General features: G+C 67.3%; 17 protein-coding genes and 1 pseudogene. 12 read left to right on the forward strand and 6 right to left on the reverse strand.

The genetic code is table 11. The features are described 5' to 3' along the window. The 3 genes from VGF12_RS07285 to VGF12_RS07295 form a co-directional block, all read right to left on the reverse strand. Positions 1 to 621 (reverse strand): tryptophan 7-halogenase (locus VGF12_RS07285; protein ID WP_331175375.1); only part of this gene is annotated, 621 nt, incomplete at its 3' end. A gap of 7 nt (positions 622 to 628) precedes the next feature. Continuing rightward, positions 629 to 3,502 (reverse strand): TonB-dependent receptor, encoded by a 2,874-nt coding sequence (locus VGF12_RS07290; RefSeq protein WP_331175376.1) that lies wholly within the window; start codon positions 3,500 to 3,502, stop codon positions 629 to 631. Between the two features lie 391 nt (positions 3,503 to 3,893). Then, the gene (locus VGF12_RS07295) at positions 3,894 to 4,943 is read right to left on the reverse strand and encodes a LacI family DNA-binding transcriptional regulator (RefSeq protein ID WP_331175377.1); all 1,050 of its coding nucleotides are present in this window, start codon (positions 4,941 to 4,943) and stop codon (positions 3,894 to 3,896) included. Positions 4,944 to 5,111: 168 nt separating this feature from the next. Here VGF12_RS07295 and VGF12_RS07300 point away from each other — a divergent pair, with 168 nt between their 5' ends. From VGF12_RS07300 to VGF12_RS07320, 5 genes are read left to right on the forward strand one after another with little or no spacing between them, the layout of a single operon-like run. Next, entirely contained in the window at positions 5,112 to 6,380 is a 1,269-nt protein-coding gene (locus tag VGF12_RS07300; protein WP_331175378.1) for an ABC transporter substrate-binding protein, read from the forward strand. Continuing rightward, positions 6,380 to 7,276: a sugar ABC transporter permease gene (locus tag VGF12_RS07305; RefSeq protein WP_331175379.1), complete on the forward strand. Its 897-nt coding sequence runs from the start codon at positions 6,380 to 6,382 to the stop codon at positions 7,274 to 7,276. The genes VGF12_RS07300 and VGF12_RS07305 overlap by 1 nt, the downstream gene beginning before the upstream one ends. Continuing rightward, positions 7,273 to 8,091, forward strand: coding sequence for a carbohydrate ABC transporter permease (locus VGF12_RS07310; protein WP_331175380.1), 819 nt, complete (start codon positions 7,273 to 7,275; stop codon positions 8,089 to 8,091). The genes VGF12_RS07305 and VGF12_RS07310 overlap by 4 nt, the downstream gene beginning before the upstream one ends. Positions 8,092 to 8,097: 6 nt before the next feature. Next, on the forward strand, positions 8,098 to 9,435 hold the full coding sequence (locus VGF12_RS07315) for a GH1 family beta-glucosidase (protein ID WP_414710030.1): 1,338 nt from the start codon (positions 8,098 to 8,100) through the stop codon (positions 9,433 to 9,435). Between the two features lie 34 nt (positions 9,436 to 9,469). Next, on the forward strand, positions 9,470 to 10,366 hold the full coding sequence (locus VGF12_RS07320) for a glycoside hydrolase family 16 protein (protein WP_331175382.1): 897 nt from the start codon (positions 9,470 to 9,472) through the stop codon (positions 10,364 to 10,366). Positions 10,367 to 10,544: 178 nt separating this feature from the next. Here VGF12_RS07320 and VGF12_RS07325 read toward each other — a convergent pair whose 3' ends face one another. Next, entirely contained in the window at positions 10,545 to 11,624 is a 1,080-nt protein-coding gene (locus VGF12_RS07325) for a porin (RefSeq protein ID WP_331175383.1), read from the reverse strand. A 386-nt stretch (positions 11,625 to 12,010) separates the two neighbouring features. Between VGF12_RS07325 and VGF12_RS07330 the strand changes: the two genes are divergently transcribed. From VGF12_RS07330 to VGF12_RS07340, 3 genes are read left to right on the forward strand one after another with little or no spacing between them, the layout of a single operon-like run. Continuing rightward, positions 12,011 to 12,577, forward strand: coding sequence for a hypothetical protein (locus VGF12_RS07330; RefSeq protein ID WP_331175384.1), 567 nt, complete (start codon positions 12,011 to 12,013; stop codon positions 12,575 to 12,577). Between the two features lie 55 nt (positions 12,578 to 12,632). Beyond that, positions 12,633 to 13,349: a hypothetical protein gene (locus VGF12_RS07335; RefSeq protein WP_331175385.1), complete on the forward strand. Its 717-nt coding sequence runs from the start codon at positions 12,633 to 12,635 to the stop codon at positions 13,347 to 13,349. After that, the gene (locus VGF12_RS07340) at positions 13,346 to 13,987 is read left to right on the forward strand and encodes a hypothetical protein (RefSeq protein ID WP_331175386.1); all 642 of its coding nucleotides are present in this window, start codon (positions 13,346 to 13,348) and stop codon (positions 13,985 to 13,987) included. The genes VGF12_RS07335 and VGF12_RS07340 overlap by 4 nt, the downstream gene beginning before the upstream one ends. Positions 13,988 to 13,991: 4 nt before the next feature. Here VGF12_RS07340 and VGF12_RS07345 read toward each other — a convergent pair whose 3' ends face one another. Continuing rightward, the gene (locus VGF12_RS07345; protein ID WP_331175387.1) at positions 13,992 to 15,053 is read right to left on the reverse strand and encodes an ABC transporter ATP-binding protein; all 1,062 of its coding nucleotides are present in this window, start codon (positions 15,051 to 15,053) and stop codon (positions 13,992 to 13,994) included. A 95-nt stretch (positions 15,054 to 15,148) separates the two neighbouring features. On the opposite strand from VGF12_RS07345, the gene VGF12_RS07350 reads away from it, so the two are divergent. Next, on the forward strand, positions 15,149 to 15,808 hold the full coding sequence (locus tag VGF12_RS07350; protein ID WP_331175388.1) for a response regulator transcription factor: 660 nt from the start codon (positions 15,149 to 15,151) through the stop codon (positions 15,806 to 15,808). After that, positions 15,805 to 17,190 (forward strand): sensor histidine kinase, encoded by a 1,386-nt coding sequence (locus VGF12_RS07355; protein WP_331175389.1) that lies wholly within the window; start codon positions 15,805 to 15,807, stop codon positions 17,188 to 17,190. The genes VGF12_RS07350 and VGF12_RS07355 overlap by 4 nt, the downstream gene beginning before the upstream one ends. On the opposite strand, the gene VGF12_RS07360 is transcribed toward VGF12_RS07355, so the two are convergent. After that, positions 17,181 to 18,095, reverse strand: coding sequence for a LysR family transcriptional regulator (locus tag VGF12_RS07360; RefSeq protein WP_331175390.1), 915 nt, complete (start codon positions 18,093 to 18,095; stop codon positions 17,181 to 17,183). The genes VGF12_RS07355 and VGF12_RS07360 overlap by 10 nt on opposite strands. A 113-nt stretch (positions 18,096 to 18,208) precedes the next feature. Between VGF12_RS07360 and VGF12_RS07365 the strand changes: the two genes are divergently transcribed. Together VGF12_RS07365 and VGF12_RS07370 are read left to right on the forward strand one after the other, a co-directional pair. After that, positions 18,209 to 18,940: an SDR family oxidoreductase gene (locus VGF12_RS07365; RefSeq protein ID WP_331175391.1), complete on the forward strand. Its 732-nt coding sequence runs from the start codon at positions 18,209 to 18,211 to the stop codon at positions 18,938 to 18,940. A 54-nt stretch (positions 18,941 to 18,994) separates the two neighbouring features. Beyond that, positions 18,995 to 19,465, forward strand: a pseudogene (locus tag VGF12_RS07370) (molybdopterin oxidoreductase family protein); the annotation flags it as partial.

Here is a 19,465-nt window from a genome sequence, read left to right on the forward strand (position 1 = left end):
GCCGCTTTCCATGCGCAGGGCGGCGATGTGGCCGTTCTCGTGCTGTTCCACACCCGCCACCTTGCCCTCGGTACGGCGCACGCCACGCTGCTCTGCGTACTTGCGCAGGAAGCGCGCGTAAAGACTGGCATCGAAGTGATAGGCGTGGGCGATTTCGGCCAGCGGCGAGCCGGGCATGTCGGGCCGCGCGCGCATGAAGCGGGCCTCACGCGGCGCCGCCGTGTTGATCGAGTACTCGCTCAACGGCCGGGCCTTGCCCTGTCGCGCCATGCGCAGCCAGAACTGGTGGAAGGGCACCGTGTCCTCGGGCTGGCCGAGGCGGCCGAAGCCGTGGATGTAGCGCTCGCCGACGGCACCCCAGTTGACGAACTCAATGCCCATCTTGAACGAGCCCTGCGTGGCGCGCAGGAACTCGTCCTCGTCGACGCCAAGCGCCCGGTTGAACTCGGTCAGGTTGGGGATGGAGGCTTCGCCCACACCGATGATGCCGATCTCGTCGGACTCCACCAGGCGGATCTGCACGCTGCCGCCCAGCGCCTTGGCGAAGGCGGCAGCGCACATCCAGCCGGCCGTGCCGCCGCCCACGACGACGACACTGCGTACGGCGTTCACTTCGTTCATCTGCGCATTAGAACTTGTAGGTCATGCCCACCGTGGTGGTGCGTCCGAAGTAGCGGATGTAGTTGGGCATCAGCGCCGTCTTGTCCGGTGCCTCGCCACCCAGCGACTTGTAGTTCATGGTCGGCTTGTCGTGGATGTTGCCCACCTGCAATGTCAGACCGAGGCCCTTCAGGCTGCCCTCTTCGAACGCGTAGCCGATCTGCATGTCCGCCACTTTGTCGGCGGCCTGTTGCAGGGTGGTGTTGTTCAGGAAGATATCGCGCGTTGTGGCCGTGAACGGCGAGCGGTACCGCTGGCTGAAGCGGGCCGAGAAGCCGTCGCGCTCATAGTAGAGCGTCACGCTGTTGGAGCGGCCTGACAGCCCGTTGAGGGGGACGTCTCGCGCGGTGCTGACGGTCGGATCGGGGTTCTGGTCCTTGATGGAGCTGCGCAGCTTGGAAGCGCTGACGATGACGCCGAAGCCGTCCAAGGCCTTGGCGAGCAGTCCGCCTTCCAGCGCCGCGGCGAACTCGATGCCCTCCACCTTGCCGCCGGTGCCGTTGCGCGGCTGGATCATCGGGGCAATGGGCTTGGGCGTGACTCCCGGGGGGGCCACCTGCGGGAAACCGGAGGCATCCACTGCGGTCAACTGGTTGTAGATGTAGCTGAGCAGGTTCTTGCGGAAGCCGGCCAGCGATACGTAGCTGCGTTTGCCGAAGTAACGCTCCACCGATAGGTCGATGCCGGCCGCGCGCCAGGGCTTGAGTTCGGGGTTGCCGGCGTAGGCGGTGGTCCATTCACCGGCGTGCGGAGTACCGGCTGCATCTCCGTTGACCGCCGGAGTGCTGGTGCCGGCGCGCATGTCCACGATGTTGGGGCGAACGATGGACGTGGCCAGCCCCAGGCGAGCGATCCAGTTGTTGCGGAAGTCGGCCACGAGGTTGATGCTCGGCAGCACGTCGGTATAGCTGGTGCCGCCATTGCGCTTGAACAACAGGCTCTTGTCGGGCATCTCGTCGTTGCCGCGGTACTCCCAGCCCTCGGAACTCTGGCTGGCCCGCACCACCTGCAGGCCCAGGTTGCCGCGCAGCGACAAACCCCACAGGTCGGTGTCGATGTCCAGCTTGCCGAACGCGGTGCTGACCTTCTCCCGCACATTGGAGTTGTTGGCCACCCACTTGCTGAACTGCCCCTCCTCCAGCGTGACGGCACCGCTGGCGACCAGCGCCGGCACGTCCACGCGCAGCAGCTGCGGGATACCAGCCCAGCTCATGTCGAAGGGCTGCTGTACCACGCCGGTGGGAATGGAGCGGATGAATTCGCCATTGGCGTCCTTCTTCATCAGCAGCCGGTCTTCGTTCTTGGCGACGTCCTTGCCGCGCTCGGTGTAGTTCAGGCCGAGAGTGAGATGGCTGAAGAAGCCTTCCAGCGACCGCTCTAGCGAAATGCGGGCCGACTTGATCTCGTCCTTGACCTCCGGATGGCGGATGGCACCCAGCCAAGCCTCATTGGGCACCCAGTCCATGCCGGCCACGTCGCCGAAGGCCATCTTGGCGGGGTTGGACAGCTGGTCAGCCAGCACGGGCGTGAAGGTCTGCGGGTCGCCGTTGGTCGGCACGTTCCAGCGGTAGGCGCCGTAGGTCCAGGCCTTGTTGGCATAGTCGTAGCCGCCCGCGTAGGCTTCGGCGTAGCGCTCGTTGCGCTTGTCACGCGAGTAGCTGAGATCGGTCACCGCCCTCCAGTTCTCGTTCAACTTGAGATTGGTGTTCCAGCCCAGGGCCACGATGTCGTCCGTACGGCGCGTGTCCATGCTGCCGACGTTGGCGACCAGTTGCGAGATCGTCGCGCCGGTGGCGAAGGTGTTGTTGCCAATCTGTTCGGTGGTGATGTTGCTCATCGCGGGCGTGATGCCGGCGGACCAGTTACCGAACAGGCTCTGCTGCCACTTGCCCGCGACCTCGTGGGTCTTGAACTTGGAGTAGTAGAGATCCACCTGCGAATGCAGGTCGTCGCTGGGCTTGTATTCGACGACAGCCACCAGCCCGTCGCGCAGGTTCTTCTTGGTGGCGGTCTGCGCCGTCCAGTACATGGGCAGCAGGGCCTGGCCGGTGCCCACCTTCGATGGGGCGTTGCCTGTCAGCGGTAGGCCGTAGGGCGTGTAGTCGCCGTACTCCACCAGCTCGGTCTGCTTGGTCTGTGACGGGGAATCGAGCCGCGCAAACCCCACCGCCACGCCCAGCGTGCGGTTGGCGAACTGGTCCACGTAAGAGGCCGAGAAGCGCATGCCGGTGGCGCCGGTGACACCCGGCACCATGGTGCCGTTGGAGTTGCGCTCGCCGCGCAGGCTCACCACCACCTGGCGGCTGCCCAGGCTCAGCGGACGAAGAGTCTGGATGTTGACCGTGCCCGACAGGCCCTGACCCACCAGGCTGGCGTCGGGCGTCTTGTAGATGGTGGCCGCGTTGACCAGTTCGGCGGGGAACTGGTCGTACTCGACGGCACGGCTGTCGTTGGAGCTGACGATCTCGCGGCCGTTCAGCAGCACGCCGGAGAACTCGGGCGACAGGCCGCGGATGGAGATCACGTTGACACGGCCGTCGGGACCGCGCTGGCCGGTCAGGCCGGGCAGGCGGGCCAGCGATTCGGCGATGCTGGCGTCAGGCAGCTTACCGATGTCCTCGGCCGAGATCGCTTCGACGATGGAGTCAGAGTTGCGCTTGGTCGCCACCGAGGTCTCGAGGCTGAAGCGAATGCCCTTCACCACCACGGTTTCGAGTTGCTGCGTCTCCTTGTCCTTGGCGGCGGACGCCGCGACTTGCGCATGCGCCGTGGCGCCGGCGAACAGCAGGCCGCTGGCAGCGGCCAGGGTTGTGAGGCGAAGGGCAGGGCGTGGCTGTCTCATTCACTTGTCTCCAGAGTTGTGATCTTGTCGTGTCGTGCTCTATGGTGAGCTGAAAGCGCTTTCAAGCATATGCCATTGGCAGCGCTTTCAACCTAGGCAACACCCTCGGTCGCGGCGGGCGGGCAACGCAGCGGGGCCGCGACTGCCATTCCTGCGAGTGCCTCTTGCGATGCTCCCCATGGGAGGGGACGCAAGGCGGTGACTGCGCTCAGGGTTGTCCAGGGTTGAAAAGCGGTATCCTGACGAAAAGACTGAAAGCGCTTTCAAAACATGATGCGTCGCACTCCCGAGCTCGGCCACATGGTTTACCCGGGCCGAACAACAGTCACCCGCGAGTCGTATTCGTCACCCCCGGTGGGGGCGGAAGGATCAGCGGTGCCGAGGCTGATGCTCAGCGCGGCATGCGCCGCGTGCTCTCGCGCACGACCAGCTCGGGGCCGGGGAGTTGGGCTTTAGGCTGGCCGCCGCGCAACATCTCCAGCATGGCCGTCGCCGCCTCGACACCGATCTCGTAGACCGACTGGCGCACGGTCGTCAGCGGCGGCATGGCGTAGCGCGCCATGATGAGGTCATCGAAGCCGACGAGCGACACGTCGTCCGGCACGCGCAGGTTGCGGCGGTGTAGGCCCAGGCAGGCGCCGATGGCCATCTGGTCGTTGGATGCGAACAGTGCCGTGAAGTGGGCGTCGCGCTCCAGCAGTCGCGAGACCGACAGCATGCCGCCGGCCTCTGTGTAGTCGCTCTGCACGATGAGGTTGGGGTCGACGGCGATGCCGGCGGCGGCGAGTGCGTCGAAATAGCCGTTCTGACGCTCGACGGCGTCGTCGTGCATCAAGTCGCCGGCGATGAAGGCGATGCGGCGGTGGCCCTGGTCGATCAAATGCTGGGTGGCGAGCCGGGCCCCCTCCCGATTGTCGAAGCTGAAGCTGAACAGCTGCGGCCCGGCCAACTGGCGGCCGACGACAACGACCGGCAGGTTGTCCGACACCTTGGTCAGCTCGGCGTCGGCGATGCGGCCGGCCAGCACGATGACGCCGTCGACGCGGCGCGAAAGCAGGGTCTCGATGGCTTTGCGCTCGTCGTCCTCATGCCAGTTGCCTGAGACGAACAGCGGCACGTAGCCCGCACGCTCCAGCTCGCGCTCGATGCCGAGCAGGGCCTCACCGTAGAACGGGCTGGAGATGATCTGAGTGACGACGCCCACGCTCAGCGTGCGCCCCCCCGCCAAGCCGCGCGCCACCGGGTTGGGCCGGAAGCCCAGCGCCTGGATTGCCGCCAGCACGGCATCCTTCTTGGCCTGGCTGACAGCGGCCGTGCCATTCAGGATGCGCGACACCGTGCTCGGCGACACGCCGGCCAGCTCTGCCACCTGTTCCAGCGTGACGGCGCCGTCCGGGCGGCTTGAAGGCGCTTTCTTGGCGGGGGGAGGCTTGGCGTTCATCGGCGACGGGCGGGGGATGCCGCGAGTGTAGGCGTGCGTGCCAGGCGGCGGCCCGGGGGGCGATGCCGCCCGTTGGCTGGCGGAGCTCGGGCCATCGGACCTCCTAGGGTTTGTGCTGCTGGGACAGCCTGCGGCTTGAAGCACAATCTTGAAAGCGCTTTCAGAATCATGTCAAGCTCTCATTCCTTCCCTCGCCGCCACCTGCTGGCCGCCGCCCTCGGAGGCGCGACCGGTGTGGGCGAAGCCAGCGTGCCGTCCCCGCTGACGGTGGCGGCCTTCCCGCTGGTCGACGTCATCGCCAAGGACCTCCTCAAGGGCTGGAGCCAGCGCCATCCCGGCATCCGAACCCAGGTCGTCAGCCGCCAGTTCGACGACCATCACACGGCCATGACAACGGCGTTGTCCACCTCAGGCCACCTGCCCGACGTCATCGCGCTAGAGACCAGCTACTTGGGGCGTTTCGCGCTGGGCTCGGGCCTGGAGGACCTGTCGGCGCCTGCCTTTGGCGCGGAGCGCTTCAGGGAGGGGTTCGTGCCTTTCGCCATCGACACGGCGCGCAACCGCCAGGGCGCCATCGTCGCCATGCCCAGCGACATCGGCCCCGGTTCGCTGTTCTATCGCACAGATCTGCTCGCCCAGGCCGGCCTGAAAGAGACCGACCTGACGCACTCCTGGGAAAGCTATGTCGAGGCCGGTGCCCAGCTCAAGGCCCGGACGGGCGCCTACCTGATCGGCGACGTGCGCTTGCTCAAGGACATCATCGTGCGCGCCGGCACACCGCCGGGCGAAGGCCAGTTCTTTGATGACCAGGGGCGGGCGCAGATCACCTCGCCGCGCTTCGTGCGCGCCTTCGAGCTGGCCCGCAAGGTGCGTCGCCAGGGGCTGGATGCGCGTGTCGAGGTCTGGTTCAACGATTGGGCCGAGATGCTCAAGCGCGGCCGCCTGGCCACCGAGATGTCCGGTGGCTGGATGGCAGGCCAGATGGCCAACTGGGTGGCGCCCGGTACGGCCGGCAAATGGCGCGTGGCTCAACTGCCCGAGAACACCTTCTGCTCCTACGGCGGTACTTACTACGCCATCCCGCGCCGCTCTGCGCCCGAGCGCAAGCAACTGGCCTGGCAACTGATCCAGGAGCTGACGCTGGACCGCCAGCGCCAGCTCGATGCCTTCCGCTCGCAGGACGCCTTCCCGGCCCTGCTGGCCGCGCAGGACGACGCCTTCTTTGACCAGCCGGTGCCTTTCCTCGGGGGCCAGCATGCCCGGCTGCTGTGGCGCGAAGCGGCGAGGCGCATCCCGGTGGTCAAGTTGCACAAGCAGCAGAAGTTCGCCGACGAGGTCGTCAATGCCGAGCTGGACAACGTGCTGGAGTACGGCAAGCCCATCCCCAAGGCCCTGGCGGACGCCCAGGCCCTGCTCGTTCACAGGGCCCATCGCTGATGAGACTGCGCATTCCCTCCGCCTGGGCGCCCTACGTCCTGGTCAGCCCCTTTTTGCTCCTGTTCGCGGCTTTCGGCCTGTTCCCGCTGCTGTTCTCCCTGTGGTTGGCCTTCCAGAGCTGGGAGCCGACGAGCGGGCTGGACGCCATGCAGTTCGTCGGCTTGGACAACTTCGTCTTCGCGCTGACCGACGGCTGGTTCTGGAAGTCGCTCTACAACACGCTGTGGCTGGCCATCGTGTCGGGCTTGCCGCAGCATCTCGTCGCGCTGCCGCTGGCCGTCTTCCTGCATCAGGGTCTCAAACGCTGGCGCGGCCTGATCTCGGGCGCCTACTTCCTGCCCTACATCACGTCCACTGTGGCCATCGCGATGCTGTTCGGCTCGCTCTTCTCGACCGACTACGGGTTGGTCAACCAGGCGCTGCATGGAATGTTCGGCATCGAGAACATCCACTGGATGCGCTCGCCGGAAGCGATCAAGCCTGCGGTCGCCATCGTCGTGTTCTGGCGCTATGTGGGCTTCAACCTCGTGCTGTATCTCGCCGCACTGCAGACCATTCCGCACGACCTCTACCAGGCCGCCAAACTTGACGGGGCCGGCCCCTGGCAACAGTTCTGGCGCATCACGCTGCCCGGACTGCGCCCCATGATCCTGTTCGGTGTGACGCTGTCCGTCATCGGTGGCCTGCAGCTTTTCGAGGAGCCCTTCATCCTGACCAACGGCAAGGGCGGCGCCGATCAGGCCGCGATGACCGTGGGCATCTACCTCTACCGCCTGGCCTTCGACTTCAGCGACTTCGGCGGTGCCAGTGCGCTGGCCTGGATCATGTTCGGCGTTATCGCGGCCCTGACCTGGCTCACCAACAGGGCGTTCGCGGAACGGCAGGTGAAGACATGAAGCAAACCCCGAGGCTGCTTGCCTATGCCCTCGTGGCTGTCGGCGCGCTCATCATGCTGGCGCCGTTCTACTTCATGTTCGTGTTCGCCACGCAGTCGCGCACCGACATCTTCAATGTGCCGCCGCCACTGTGGTTCAGCGGTGAGCTGCTGAACAACATCCAGGTTTTGACGACGCGGCTGCCATTCTGGAAGAACGTCGGCTGGAGTCTCTACGTGGGCCTGATGTCCACTGCGCTGACGCTTCTGTTCTGTTCCATGGCCGGCTATGCCTTCGCGATGCTGGAGTTCCGCTTCAAGAAGGCGCTGTTCGCGCTGGTGCTGGGCACTCTGATGGTGCCGGCCTTCATGAACATGATTCCCACCTTCATGGTGATGGACGCGCTGGGCTGGATTGACACCCACCGCGCGCTGTACCTGCCGGGTGCGGCCAGCGCCTTCGGCATCTTCCTGATGCGCCAGTTCGCGGCCTCCACGGTGCCGCGCGAGTTGCTCAGCGCCGCGCGCATCGACGGCGCCAGCGAGCTCGGCATCTACTGGCGCATCGCGCTGCCACTGATGAAGCCGGCCCTCGGCACGCTGGGCCTCATCACCTTCATCAGTTCATGGAACAACTTCATGAACCCGCTCATCGTCATGCGCAGCGCCGAGAACTACACGCTTCCACTGGCGCTGCGCAGCCTCTTCAGCACCACCAGCACGGAATGGGGGGCGCTTATGGCCGGCTCGGCCATCGCGACGCTGCCCCTGCTGGTCCTCTTCGTCATCTCGTCGCGCCAACTGATCGCGGGCCTGACCGCCGGCGCTGTCAAGTAAATGTCCATGTCTCAAAGCCCATTGCACCGTCAGTTCCCGTCCAACTTCGTCTGGGGGGTGGCCACCAGCAGCTTCCAGATTGAAGGCGCGGCCCACGCAGACGGCAAAGGCGAGTCCATCTGGGACCGCTTCTGCAAGCAGCCTGGCGCCATCGCTGACGCCAGCAACGGCGACATCGCCTGCGACCATTACCACCGCCTCGAGGAGGACCTCGACCTCATCGCGTCGTTGGGCGTCAACGCCTACCGCTTCTCCATCGCGTGGCCACGCGTGCAGCCGCTGGGGCATGGCGACTGGAACGACAAGGGGCTGGATTTCTATGAGCGCTTGGTGGACGGGCTGAAGCAACGCGGCATCCGGGCCTGGGCCACGCTGAACCACTGGGACCTGCCTCAGGGCCTGCAGGACCGCGGCGGCTGGCAGGAGCGCGACACCGTGCACCGCTTCGTCGACTACGCCCGCCACGTCAATGCTCGCCTTGGTGACCGCCTGGACGGCCTCACGACGCACAACGAGCCGTGGGTCGTCGCCGTGCTGGGCCATGAGCAGGGCAACTTCGCGCCGGGCATCAAGAGCCGCATGATTGCGGCCCAGGTCTGCCACCACCTGCTGCTCAGCCATGGCCTTGCGCTACAGGCATTGCGCGCCGACGGTGCGAAGAGCCAGCTTGGCATTGTGCTGAACCTTTCATCCTGCGTGCCGGCCACCGCCATGCCGGACGACATCGCCGCCGCGGCCATGGCCGATGCGCGCGGCCGGCGCTGGTACGCTGATCCGCTCTTCAAGGGCAGCTATCCCGAAGAGGTGCTGGCCGAGCTGGGGGGCGACGCACCCCTCGTGCAACCCGGCGACATGGCATCGATCGCCCAGCCCATGGACTACCTGGGCGTCAATTTCTACACCCGCACCGTCGTGTCTGCCAGCGGCACGGACTGGGGCGCCAAGGAACGTGGCCTGCCCGTCACCGACATGGACTGGGAGGTCTATCCCCAGGGCCTGACCGACCTGTTGTGCCTGCTGCACCGCGACTATCCCGGCCTGCCACCCGTCTACGTGACCGAGAACGGCGGGGCCTTCAAGGACCAGACCCTCGTGAACGGCCGCGTACAGGACGACGACCGCATCGCCTATTTGCGCGGCCACATCGCCGCCGTGGCCAGCGCCCTGCAGCAGGGTGTCCCCATGGCTGGCTACATGGTCTGGAGCCTGATGGACAACTTTGAATGGGCCAGTGGCTACCTGAAGCGCTTCGGCATCGTGCATGTGGACTACAAGACGCTGGCCCGCACGCCCAAGGCCAGCGCCGACTGGTACCGCGAGTTCCTCCAGGCCTGGCGCGGCTGAGCCTTCGACAACAGCGACAACACAGGAGACAAGCATGAACAGACCCACCCCGGCCCCCCACCCCTGGCGCGGCGTGCTGCCCGTCATCGCCGCCGTGCTTACTGCCTGCGGTGGTGGGGGATCCGCCACGGCGGCCCCGGCGCCTGCCCCCGCGCCTGTCCCCGCGCCCTCGAAGAACTGGACGCTGGTCTGGAGCGACGAGTTCAACGGTGCCGCCGGCACCGTGCCCAACCCGGCCCACTGGAACTACGACCTCGGCAACGCCGAGAACAATGGTTGGGGCAATCACGAGTTCCAGTACTACACCGCCAATGCGCGCAATGCGCAGTTGGACGGCGCCGGCATGCTGGTGATCACTGCCGAGAAGGCCAGCAATCCGGGACCCTGCTGGAACGCCAAGCCCTGCGAGTTCACGTCCGCCCGCATCCACACCAGCAACAAGGTCGGCTTCACCTACGGCAAGGTCGAGGCGCGCATGAAGCTGCCGTCCGGCCAGGGCATCTGGCCCGCGTTCTGGACCCTCGGTACCGACCTCGCGACGGTTGGCTGGCCCAAGTCCGGCGAGATCGACATCATGGAGTTCGTCGGCAAGACACCCAACACCACGTACGGCACGCTGCATGGTCCAGGCTATTCGGGGGCGCAGGGCATCGCCAAACCGCGCGAGTTCGGCGGGCCGGTGGCCAGTGACTTCCACACCTACACCATCGTCAAGCGGCCCAATGAGATCGTCTGGTACGTCGACGGCGTCGAGTTCCACCGGCTCACGCCTGCGCTGCTGCCGGCGGGCGGCACCTGGGTCTTCGAGAAGCCATTCTTTGTCATCCTCAACCTCGCCGTCGGCGGCGACTGGCCCGGCGCGCCCGACGCCACCACGCCGTTGCCGGCGCGCATGCTGGTGGACTGGGTGCGCATCTACAAGGAAGAGTGAGGGTGGGCCGCCGCGCGCGGTCCAAAAAAATGCCCACTCTTTGTGGAGTGGGCCAAGAGGGCGCGGCGGGATGTCCGCGCACCTGGGAGGATTGCCGGGGTTGAACCCGTGCCGCCAGCAGGCCGTACGGCCTTCCGGCGGCGTTGGACAGTCCACGGGGACTGCTCCCGGTCCGGCGTCAGAAGCTGTGGCGGATGCCGGCAACGACTTCGGTCAGGTTTCGGTCGTTCGCGTCGGTCAGGCCCACGGGAATGGTGCCGGCCGCTCGGCTGACGTAGCCCGCGCCGTCGTTCTTGAAGCGGGTCAGCGAGCTGTACAGCGCCGTGCGCTTGGACAGGTCGTACTGGTAGCCCACGCCGAAGGCCTGGGTCTTGCCGTCGGTGAGTGCTCCGTCGTTCTTGCTCTCCACATACTGGCCCTTGAACAGGTGCTGGCCCATCCGGTAGCTGGCGCCGAGCCAGTAGCCCTTGCCGTCGCGGTCGGCGGCGCTGCGGTCGTTGACCTGCATCACGCCGCCGTTGAAGCGCGCGTTGCCCCAGTCGTAGGCTGCGGCGGCAGACACGGTGCGCAAGTTGCGACCAAGTGCGTCGGCCTTGTCGTCCACCAGTGACACCATCGCGTCGAAGCCGTGGCCGGTGTAGCGGCCGTACAGGTCAGCGACGCGGTTGCCCTTGGTATTGCCCGCCACCTCGCCGAGGCCCCAAAGCGCGCCAGCGCTGAAGCCGCCGTAGTTGACGCTCTCCAACTTGACAGAGTTGTTGACCCGTGCCGGGCCGCCGTTGCCGGTGGCTGAGTTGTCGCTGCCGCGCACCGGCTCGTAGCCGCCGAAGCCGCCGATCACGGCCGTGCTGGCGCCGGTGCCGACATTGGAGAACTGGCTGAACTCGTTCGAGAGGGTGTAGACGCTACCGTACTGTCGGCCCAGCGAGACCGAGCCATAGGGCGTGCCCAGGCCGACGAAGGCCTGTCGGCCCCAGAAGCTGTTCTGGCCGTAGCTGCCGTCATCGACGTTGATGCCCGACTCCAGCGTGAAGAAGGCCTTGAAGCCACCTCCCAGGTCTTCGTTGCCGCGCAGGCCGAAGCGCGAGCCGGACAGGCCGCCGGACTGCACGCGTGTCTGGCGCGCCGCCCCGTCGAGCAACTGCACGTTGGCGTCCAACGTGCCATACAGCGTCACCTGTGGGGCGGAGGATTGGGCGAGGGCGGCGGAGCTGGCGGCCAGGGCCAGGGCGGAGAGGGCAAGGGTCTTGTACTTCATGGTCTTGTCTTTCGATGGCTGTCGGGCCACCGATGGGCGGCCCCTCGTGCGCCGGCGACTTCTGGGCGCCTCGCACGGTTCTGCACATCGGGTCCGGAGCCGTGGTCAAAAGGCTGCCCGGCTGGAATGGACTGTTGCGGAATCAGCCTCAATGGACGTCCGCGAAGGGGGGAAAGTGTGCGCAAGCGGCACGGATGTGCCAGGTCTTGATATGCCGGGCACTCATATCGCCACCTTGCTCAAGTACCTCGGGGGCTGTCGGGTCTCGGGGCTGCAGTAGTTCACACCCGGCGCGTTTTTTCGCTCCTGGGCCGGTCCAGGCTCCCCAAGAATCCGCCGCTCGACTAACGCTCAGGGACGAGGAAGTGAGCAGGATCCAGAGGGCGTTGCATTTCATCAAGGTCACCGCGGTGTTCGCGGTTTGCTGGCTTGTCAGCGCATGGATCGTTCCGGCGTTCGTGGAGCCCGGACTGCTGCGCATGCCCGTCGTGACGGGTACGGCCTTCCTGGCCTGCGTGGCATGGTTCGCCGTCCGCTCCGGGTCCGGGTCCGGGGCAGGGCACGTGCACCGGTCAGCCCGTGCCCCGGAAGCGCTCCGATCCTCCACCGATGTCGACGCAGGTCATGGGGCACTCGCCGGAGTGGGCCTGGGTGCGGCCGCGGCACTGGGCGCGCAGGCGTTCGCATCCCCGGTGCACGATGTCGGTCATTCGTGGGACGACGCCCTCGACGGCGCCTCGTCCCTGCCGGTAATCAACCCTGCCACCGGCCTGCCCATGGTCGGCGATTCCATCGGCGGCGTCGACGTGGGCGGCAACCTCTACGGCACGCAGTCCAGCGACATGTTCGGCTCGGACCATGCCTTCGGGGCCGACACCTTCGCCACGCATTCGTTCTCGTCCGACGACTTGAGCCCGGGCATTTCAACTGGCAGCAGCCTCGACTCGTGGTGATCCCGAGCCTGCGCTTGCGCCATCCCTTGCATCTTTGTCCCACAGGAGTTTCATCTTGAGCGCGGCGCCCACATCGGCCGAGATCCTCGAAAGAATCCAGCGCGTCCAGGCAGACACAGCGGGTGTCATGGAGGCGGCCCGCTGGGTCGAATGGATCCTGGCAAACCGCTTCCAGGCCGACGGTACCGGCATCCACTCGCGCGTCAGCGCGGTCCAGCATCGGCTGGCCAGCGAATTGGTGGCCGACCTGCGCTATCTGGCATCCGTACGCAACGATTTCGCCCACAACCCGCTGGCCGAGGTTCGTCAGCCGGACCGCTTCGTCCAGACGGCCAAACGTGCCGTACGCCGCCTGTTAGAGGCGCCCATTGAAGAACCGCAGTTGCTCCCGCGTCGGGGCGCCGCTGCTGTGCAATCCGGCCCTCGGACGCGGTTTGTCGTCGCCGTCGCGGGCTTCTGGGCCCTGGTCGCGATCGCGGCCTGGCTCTACGGTCAGGTGCAGGCGGGGGGCGTCGGCTCAGGGCGCGAGAGCGATATCCCGCAAGACGGTGCAGCCGCCTTGGCGCCGGCCGCGGAGCGCACTCTGCCCCGGCCGCCGGGCGCCTTGGCGCGGACTGCTGAGGCCCTGCCCGTCCGCCCGGCCGCCTCCTCGGCGCGCCATCGGTCCGCCGCGGAGCCCGATGCGGTGCAGAGCCCTCTCAGATCCGAAGTGCCCGCGGACGACGCGGCCCTGTCGACCGAGGATCTGCGCAAGCTCAAGGCCAGTCTTTGATCCCGTTCCTCTCAAGCCCTATGTTCGCCGTCATGATGAATCCGTCCCGCCGCCTGGTCGGCCTCCTGCTTGCCGCCTCCGCTGCCACCGTCGCCATACTGCCCGCCGCCAGCCGGGCTGCGCCACCTGCGCCGGGGGTCAGTGGCGAACGGCTTTCGCTGTTCAGCATCGATCTTGCCTCGGCGTCCGTCGCGCAGTTCCAGGGGGCAGCGCGCGCCGCCGGCGCCAAGAGCAAGGGCCGCAAAGGCCCGGCGGAGCGTTTCGACGTCGCTGCGCTCGGCATTCCCGCGGTCAAGAACCTAACGGTCACCTATGTCGGCGACCGGGTGATGACCGCTCAATACGAGGTCGACTACCGGAACGAGACACTGCGCAAGATGCTGAAGTCCAAATACGGCAGCCCCGCGGCTTCGCGGGGCACGTCGGACTTCGCGGCCGAGTACGTCAGCGACGGCAGCTACGTCTGGCGCTTCCCGGAGGGGATGCAGCTCGTCTTCAAGAGGCCGTTCTTCATCAGCGAGCCCACCACCTTGACCTATCTGAACGCAGACCTGTTCGCCGCCGCCGAGAGCCAGGCAAAAGGGCGCGATGACCGGGATGCCGCCGAGAAGGCCAAGTCCAAGGCCAACGTCTTCTGAGGCCTCAGACCTCCAGGCGGTCGCCCGCGGCGTCGAACCAAAGCGTCTTCGCTGCGTCGAAGCCAAATCCGACCTTCGCACCGTCCTCCACCTCTGGCTGTCCCGGCAGTACGGCCGAGAGGGTGGTGCCGGCGGAGCTCAGCCACACGACGTGCTGGTTGCCCAGCGGCTCGACGAGCTGGATCTCGCCGCCAAAGGGCTGATTGGCTCCCAGGCGCACGTTCTCGGGGCGCACCGCCAGTGTCAGTACCTCGCCCGGTGGGCGGGATGCCAGCGCCGCGGGCAGCGCCAGCTTCAGGGCCGGCGACACGAACTGGCCGCCTTCGCCCACTTGACCCTCGATGCGGTTGATGGCCGGCGAGCCGACAAACCCTGCCACGCGCAGGTTCCTCGGTCTGTCGTAGACCTCTGCCGGCGTGCCGATCTGCTGGATGACTCCTTGGTGCATGACGACGATACGCGTGGCCAGCGTCATCGCTTCGACCTGATCGTGGGTCACGTAGATCATGGTATTGCCCAGGCGCGCGTGCAGCAGTTTGAGCTCGCGCCGCAGGTCGGTGCGCAGCTTGGCGTCGAGGTTGGAAAGCGGTTCGTCCAGCAGAAGCACCTTGGCCTCGCGCACCACCGCGCGGCCGATAGCGACGCGCTGGCGCTGGCCGCCGGACAGCTGGCTGGGGCGGCGTTCCAGCAAGGGACCCAGCTGCAGCATGTCGGCCGCGGCGGCCACGCGCTTCTCCAGTTCGGCCTTGGGGGTCTTGGCCATCTTCAGCGGGAAGGCGAGGTTCTCCTTCACCGTCATGGTCGGGTACAGCGCGTAGCTCTGGAACACCATGCCCACGCCGCGCTGGCTGGGCTCGGCGCTGGTCATGTCCTGTTCGCCGATGTGGATGCTGCCGCTACTCACGGGATTGAGGCCGGCGATGGTGTGCAGCAGTGTGGACTTGCCGCAGCCCGAGGGGCCCAGCAGCACGAGGAATTCGCCGCTGTGGACATCGAGGTCCAACCCCTTGATGACCTCGTGGTTGCCGAAGCGGATGCCGAGGTCCTGGATGTGAACGCGGGTCAAGACGATCTCCTCATAGGTCCGACATGATTACTTAGGATTAATAAACTTAATATCGTATTAACCATGAGGACTGGGGCAGCTACAGTCGGCGCACGATGAACTTGCTGCTCGCCGAAGACGACGCCCTGCTGGCCGATGCACTGCAGCAGCAGTTGCTTAACGCATCGTTCAAGGTGGAGTGGGCCGAGAACGGCGCCGTGGCCGAATACCTGCTGCGCAAGCAGGATTTCGACGTCGCCATCCTCGACCTGGGCCTGCCGCTGGTGGACGGCCTGACCGTGCTCAAGCGCGTGCGCGAAGCGGGCCGCACGATGCCCATCCTCGTGTTGACCGCGCTGGACGCGTTGGAGCATCGAGTGGCCGGCCTACAGGCCGGTGCAGACGACTACCTGACCAAGCCCTTCGACTTCCCCGAGCTGGAGGCGCGCCTGCACGCGCTGATGCGCCGCGGCCGCCCGGCCTCACAAACCCAGCAGTTGCGCCGCCTGAGCCTGGACCGCGCCGCCCGCCGCGCCAGCATCAGCGGCGAACCGCTGGAGCTGAGTCCGCGCGAGTGGACGCTGCTGGACCTGCTGCTGACCGAGCGAGACCGCGTCGTCAGCAAGCAGCAGATCGTCGACGCCTGGGGCGCAGACGAGGGCGGCTCCATCGAGGTCTACATCCATCGCCTGCGCAAGAAGCTCGAAGGCTCGGGGCTGGCCGTGCGCACGGTGCGCGGCCTGGGCTATCTGCTCGAAGCCACATCGGCATCGTGAACGGTCGCTCGCTGCACCGGCAACTGCTGTTGTGGCTGCTGCTGCCGCAGATCGTGCTGTGGCTGGTGGCGGCCTTTGGGGCCTACCGACTCGCAAGCCGCCATGCCGACGAGCTTGTCGACGCCAGCTTGTTGCAGGCCGCCCGCGCGCTAGCCCGCCAGATCAAGCCCACGGCCAGCGGCATCTTCGTCGACCTGCCGCGCTCGGCCCAGGACATCCTCAGCACCGATTCGGCCGACCCCGATGGTCGCGTCATCTACACGGTCAGCTCGCCGCCGGGGCAACTGCGACTGGGCGATGCGCGCCTGCCGCCGCCACCCGGCACGCCGGCCCTGAACGAGCCCGTGTTCTTCGACACCATCGTGCCTGAGCCCATGCGCGTCGTCTCGCTGGACCAGCACCTCGGCGCCGCCGGTGCGGCGGACTCGACGCTGCGCGTGCAGGTCGCTCGCCTCAGCGCGTCGCGCGAGCTGCTGGCCCGGCGCATGCTGCTGGACACGGCGCTGCCGCTGTCGCTGCTGATCGTGCTGATGAGCATGGTCGTCTGGGCCGGCATCCGCAAGGGGCTCAAGCCGTTGGCCGAGCTTCAACGGCAGGTCGAGGGACGCCGCGCCGATGCGCTGGATCCGGTGCAGCTGCGCGCCGCGCCGCCCGAGGTCGGTGCGCTGGCCGGCGCCGTCAACGAGCTGCTGGGCCAGGTGCAGCAGAACCTGGCCACGCAGCGTCGGTTCATCAGCGACGCGGCCCACCAACTGCGCACACCGCTGGCGGGGCTGAAGAGCCAGGCCGAACTTGCCCTCGAATTGGCCACCGACCCCGCGCTGCGCCAGCGCCTGCAACGCGTGCACGAGAGCGCGGTGCGCGGGGCCCGCCTGGTCTCGCAGTTGCTGGTGCTGGCGCGCGCCGAGCCCGAGGCCGTGGCGGCCCAGGGATGGGCGGCGGTGGATTGCGACCATCTCGTGCATGAAGCCACGGCTGACTGGGTACCGCGCGCCCTGGCCGGCGGTTGCGACCTGGGTGTGGACGTCGTCGATGCGGGCCTTCGCGTGCAGGGCGTGGCGCTGCTGCTGCGTGAGGCCCTGGTCAACCTCATCGACAACGCGGTGCGCTACGCCGGCTCGGGCGCGACCATCACCGTGAGGCTGCGACGCGTGGGCGACGACCTGTGGCTGGACGTCGAGGACGATGGCCCCGGCCTCGCGCCCGAGCTGCGCGAGCGAGCCTTCGAGCGCTTCGTGCGAGGTGCCTCCCACGGCGAGGGCTGCGGCCTGGGTCTGGCCATCGTGCGAGAGATCGCCGAGCGCCATGGCGGCAGCGCCCAACTGCTCCCGGCAGCGCCGCACGGCTGCATCGCGCGGCTCGCGCTGCCGCTTCAGGCGTAGGCGTCGACGCCATCGACGAGCAGCCGGCACAGCCGCGCGTCGCCCAGTCGTTCCAGCCACCAGACCAGCGCGCGGCCATCGCCAGCGCGCCACCCGAGGTAGAGCCTGTTGGGCTCGCGTGGCACGGCCACCGGTTTGGCGATCAACTCGCCACGCTGCAGCAGCGACGCGATGCGCGCTTCGGGCAGCCAGCCCACGCCCAGGCCGGCGCGCTGGGCCGCGATCTTGGCGGCCATGCTGGGCACGGCCAGCGTCGGCTGGCCGGCGCCATGGCCGTAGGCCCGGCCATCGCCGCGTCGCGAGCTGTCGGCCACGACGACGGCGCGGTGGGCCTGCAATTGCTCGGCGACCAGCGGCAACTTGGCCTTGGCCAGCGGGTGGCGCGGCGAGACGGCATAGACCCAGCGCATCTCTCCCAGCTCGCGCCACTGCAGGCCGACGAGGGCGGGCGGCTCGTTGGTCGCGCCAATGACGAGATCGGCCCGGCCTTCGGCGAGCGCCTCCCAGGTACCGCCCAGCACCTCGTGCGTGAGGCGCAGGCTGACACCCGAGTCCAGGGCATCAAAGTCGCGGATGACTGGCAGCAGCGAGTCGAACTCGATGATCTCGTCGCTGACGATGCGCAGTCGATCCTCCCATCCCCGGGCCACCTGCGTGACGCGGCGGGTCAGGCGCTGCATGTCGTCGCGCAGGCGCGCCGCCTCGCGCACCAGCAGGGCGCCAGCGGCGGTGAGCTGCAGCCGGTAGCGGCGGCGGTCGAACAGCAGTGCGTCGAAGCGGCCCTCGATCTGACGCAGCGTGTACGACACCGTGGACGGCGCCTTGCCCAGGCTGGCCGCCGCACGCGACAGGCTGCCGCTCGCACGGATGGCTTCCATCAACTGGATCTCGTCGTCGCTGAGCATGTTCGAAAGCCTTGCACGAGTCGGCCAACGCGGCCGGACGTCAAAAGAGGGGGCCAGACCGAGTATCGAGTCCACGGCACCAACGCCGCTTCAACCCCTCGAAAGGAAACATCATGGCCCGCTTCACGAACAAGACCGTCCTCGTCACCGGCGGCACGTCCGGCATCGGCCTGGCCGCCGCCCGCGCCTTCGCCGCCGAAGGCGCCCACGTCATCGTCACGGCCCGCCCAGGCAAGACGCACGACGTACCAGGCTTGGAGGTGATGCTGTTGGATGCCGCCGACGTGTCCGGTGCCCGGGCCCTGGGCGCTCACCTCGCCGCCGCCGGGCGCAAGCTCGATGCCGTCTTCGTCAACGCGGGCATCGCCGAGTTCGCCTCGCTCGCCGACGCCAGCGAGGACCTCTGGGACCGCACCTTCGCCACCAATGCCAAGGGCGCCTTCTTCCTGATCCAGGCGCTGCGCCCCGTGCTGGCCCCGGGCGCGTCCATCGTGTTGAACGGCTCCATCAATGCCCACATCGGCATGCCCAACTCGGCCGTTTACGCTGCCAGCAAGGCTGCCCTGATCTCCCTGGCCAAGACGCTATCGGCCGAGCTGCTGCCGCAAGGGGGCCGTGTCAACGTCATCAGCCCCGGCCCGGTGGCGACACCGTTGTACGGCAAGCTGGGCTTCGACGCCGACACGCTGACGCAGGTCGCGGCGCAGATCCAGAGTCAGGTGCCGCTGGGCCGCTTCGGCACGCCCGAGGAGATTGCGTCCACCGTGCTGCACCTCAGTGCGCCTGAGTCGGCCTTCATCGTCGGCAGCGAGATCGTCGTCGATGGGGGCATGAGCCAACTTTGAGCAGAAACGGCGGTGGATGGCGACAATCGCGGCTCTGCCCGATCTGCGATTGTCATGACCACCCGTACCGTCTTCGGCGCCTGCCCCCACGACTGCCCCGACACCTGCGCGTTGCAGATCACCGTCGAGAACGAGCGCGTCATCAAGGTGCAGGGTCGTGCCGAGCATCCCAGCACCCACGGCGCGCTGTGCACCAAGGTCTCGCGCTACGCCGAGCGTACCTATCACGCCGAGCGGGTGTTGCACCCGCTCAAGCGGGTCAGCGGCAAGACCGAGGCGCCACGCTTCGTGCAGGTAAGCTGGGCCGAGGCCCTTGCCGACATTGCCGCGCGGCTGAAGGCGGTGAAGGATCCACAGTGCATCCAGCCCTACAGCTATGCCGGCACCATGGGTCTGATCCAGGGCGAAGCGATGGCCGGGCGGCTCTGGAACGCGCTCGGTGCGGCTCGCCTGGACCGCACCATCTGCGCCTCAGCCGGCGGAGCGGGTCTGGCCTTGACCTATGGCCACAAGCTGGGCATGCAC

It is taken from the genome of Roseateles sp. (assembly GCF_036404855.1).
Classification (GTDB): domain Bacteria; phylum Pseudomonadota; class Gammaproteobacteria; order Burkholderiales; family Burkholderiaceae_C; genus Pelomonas.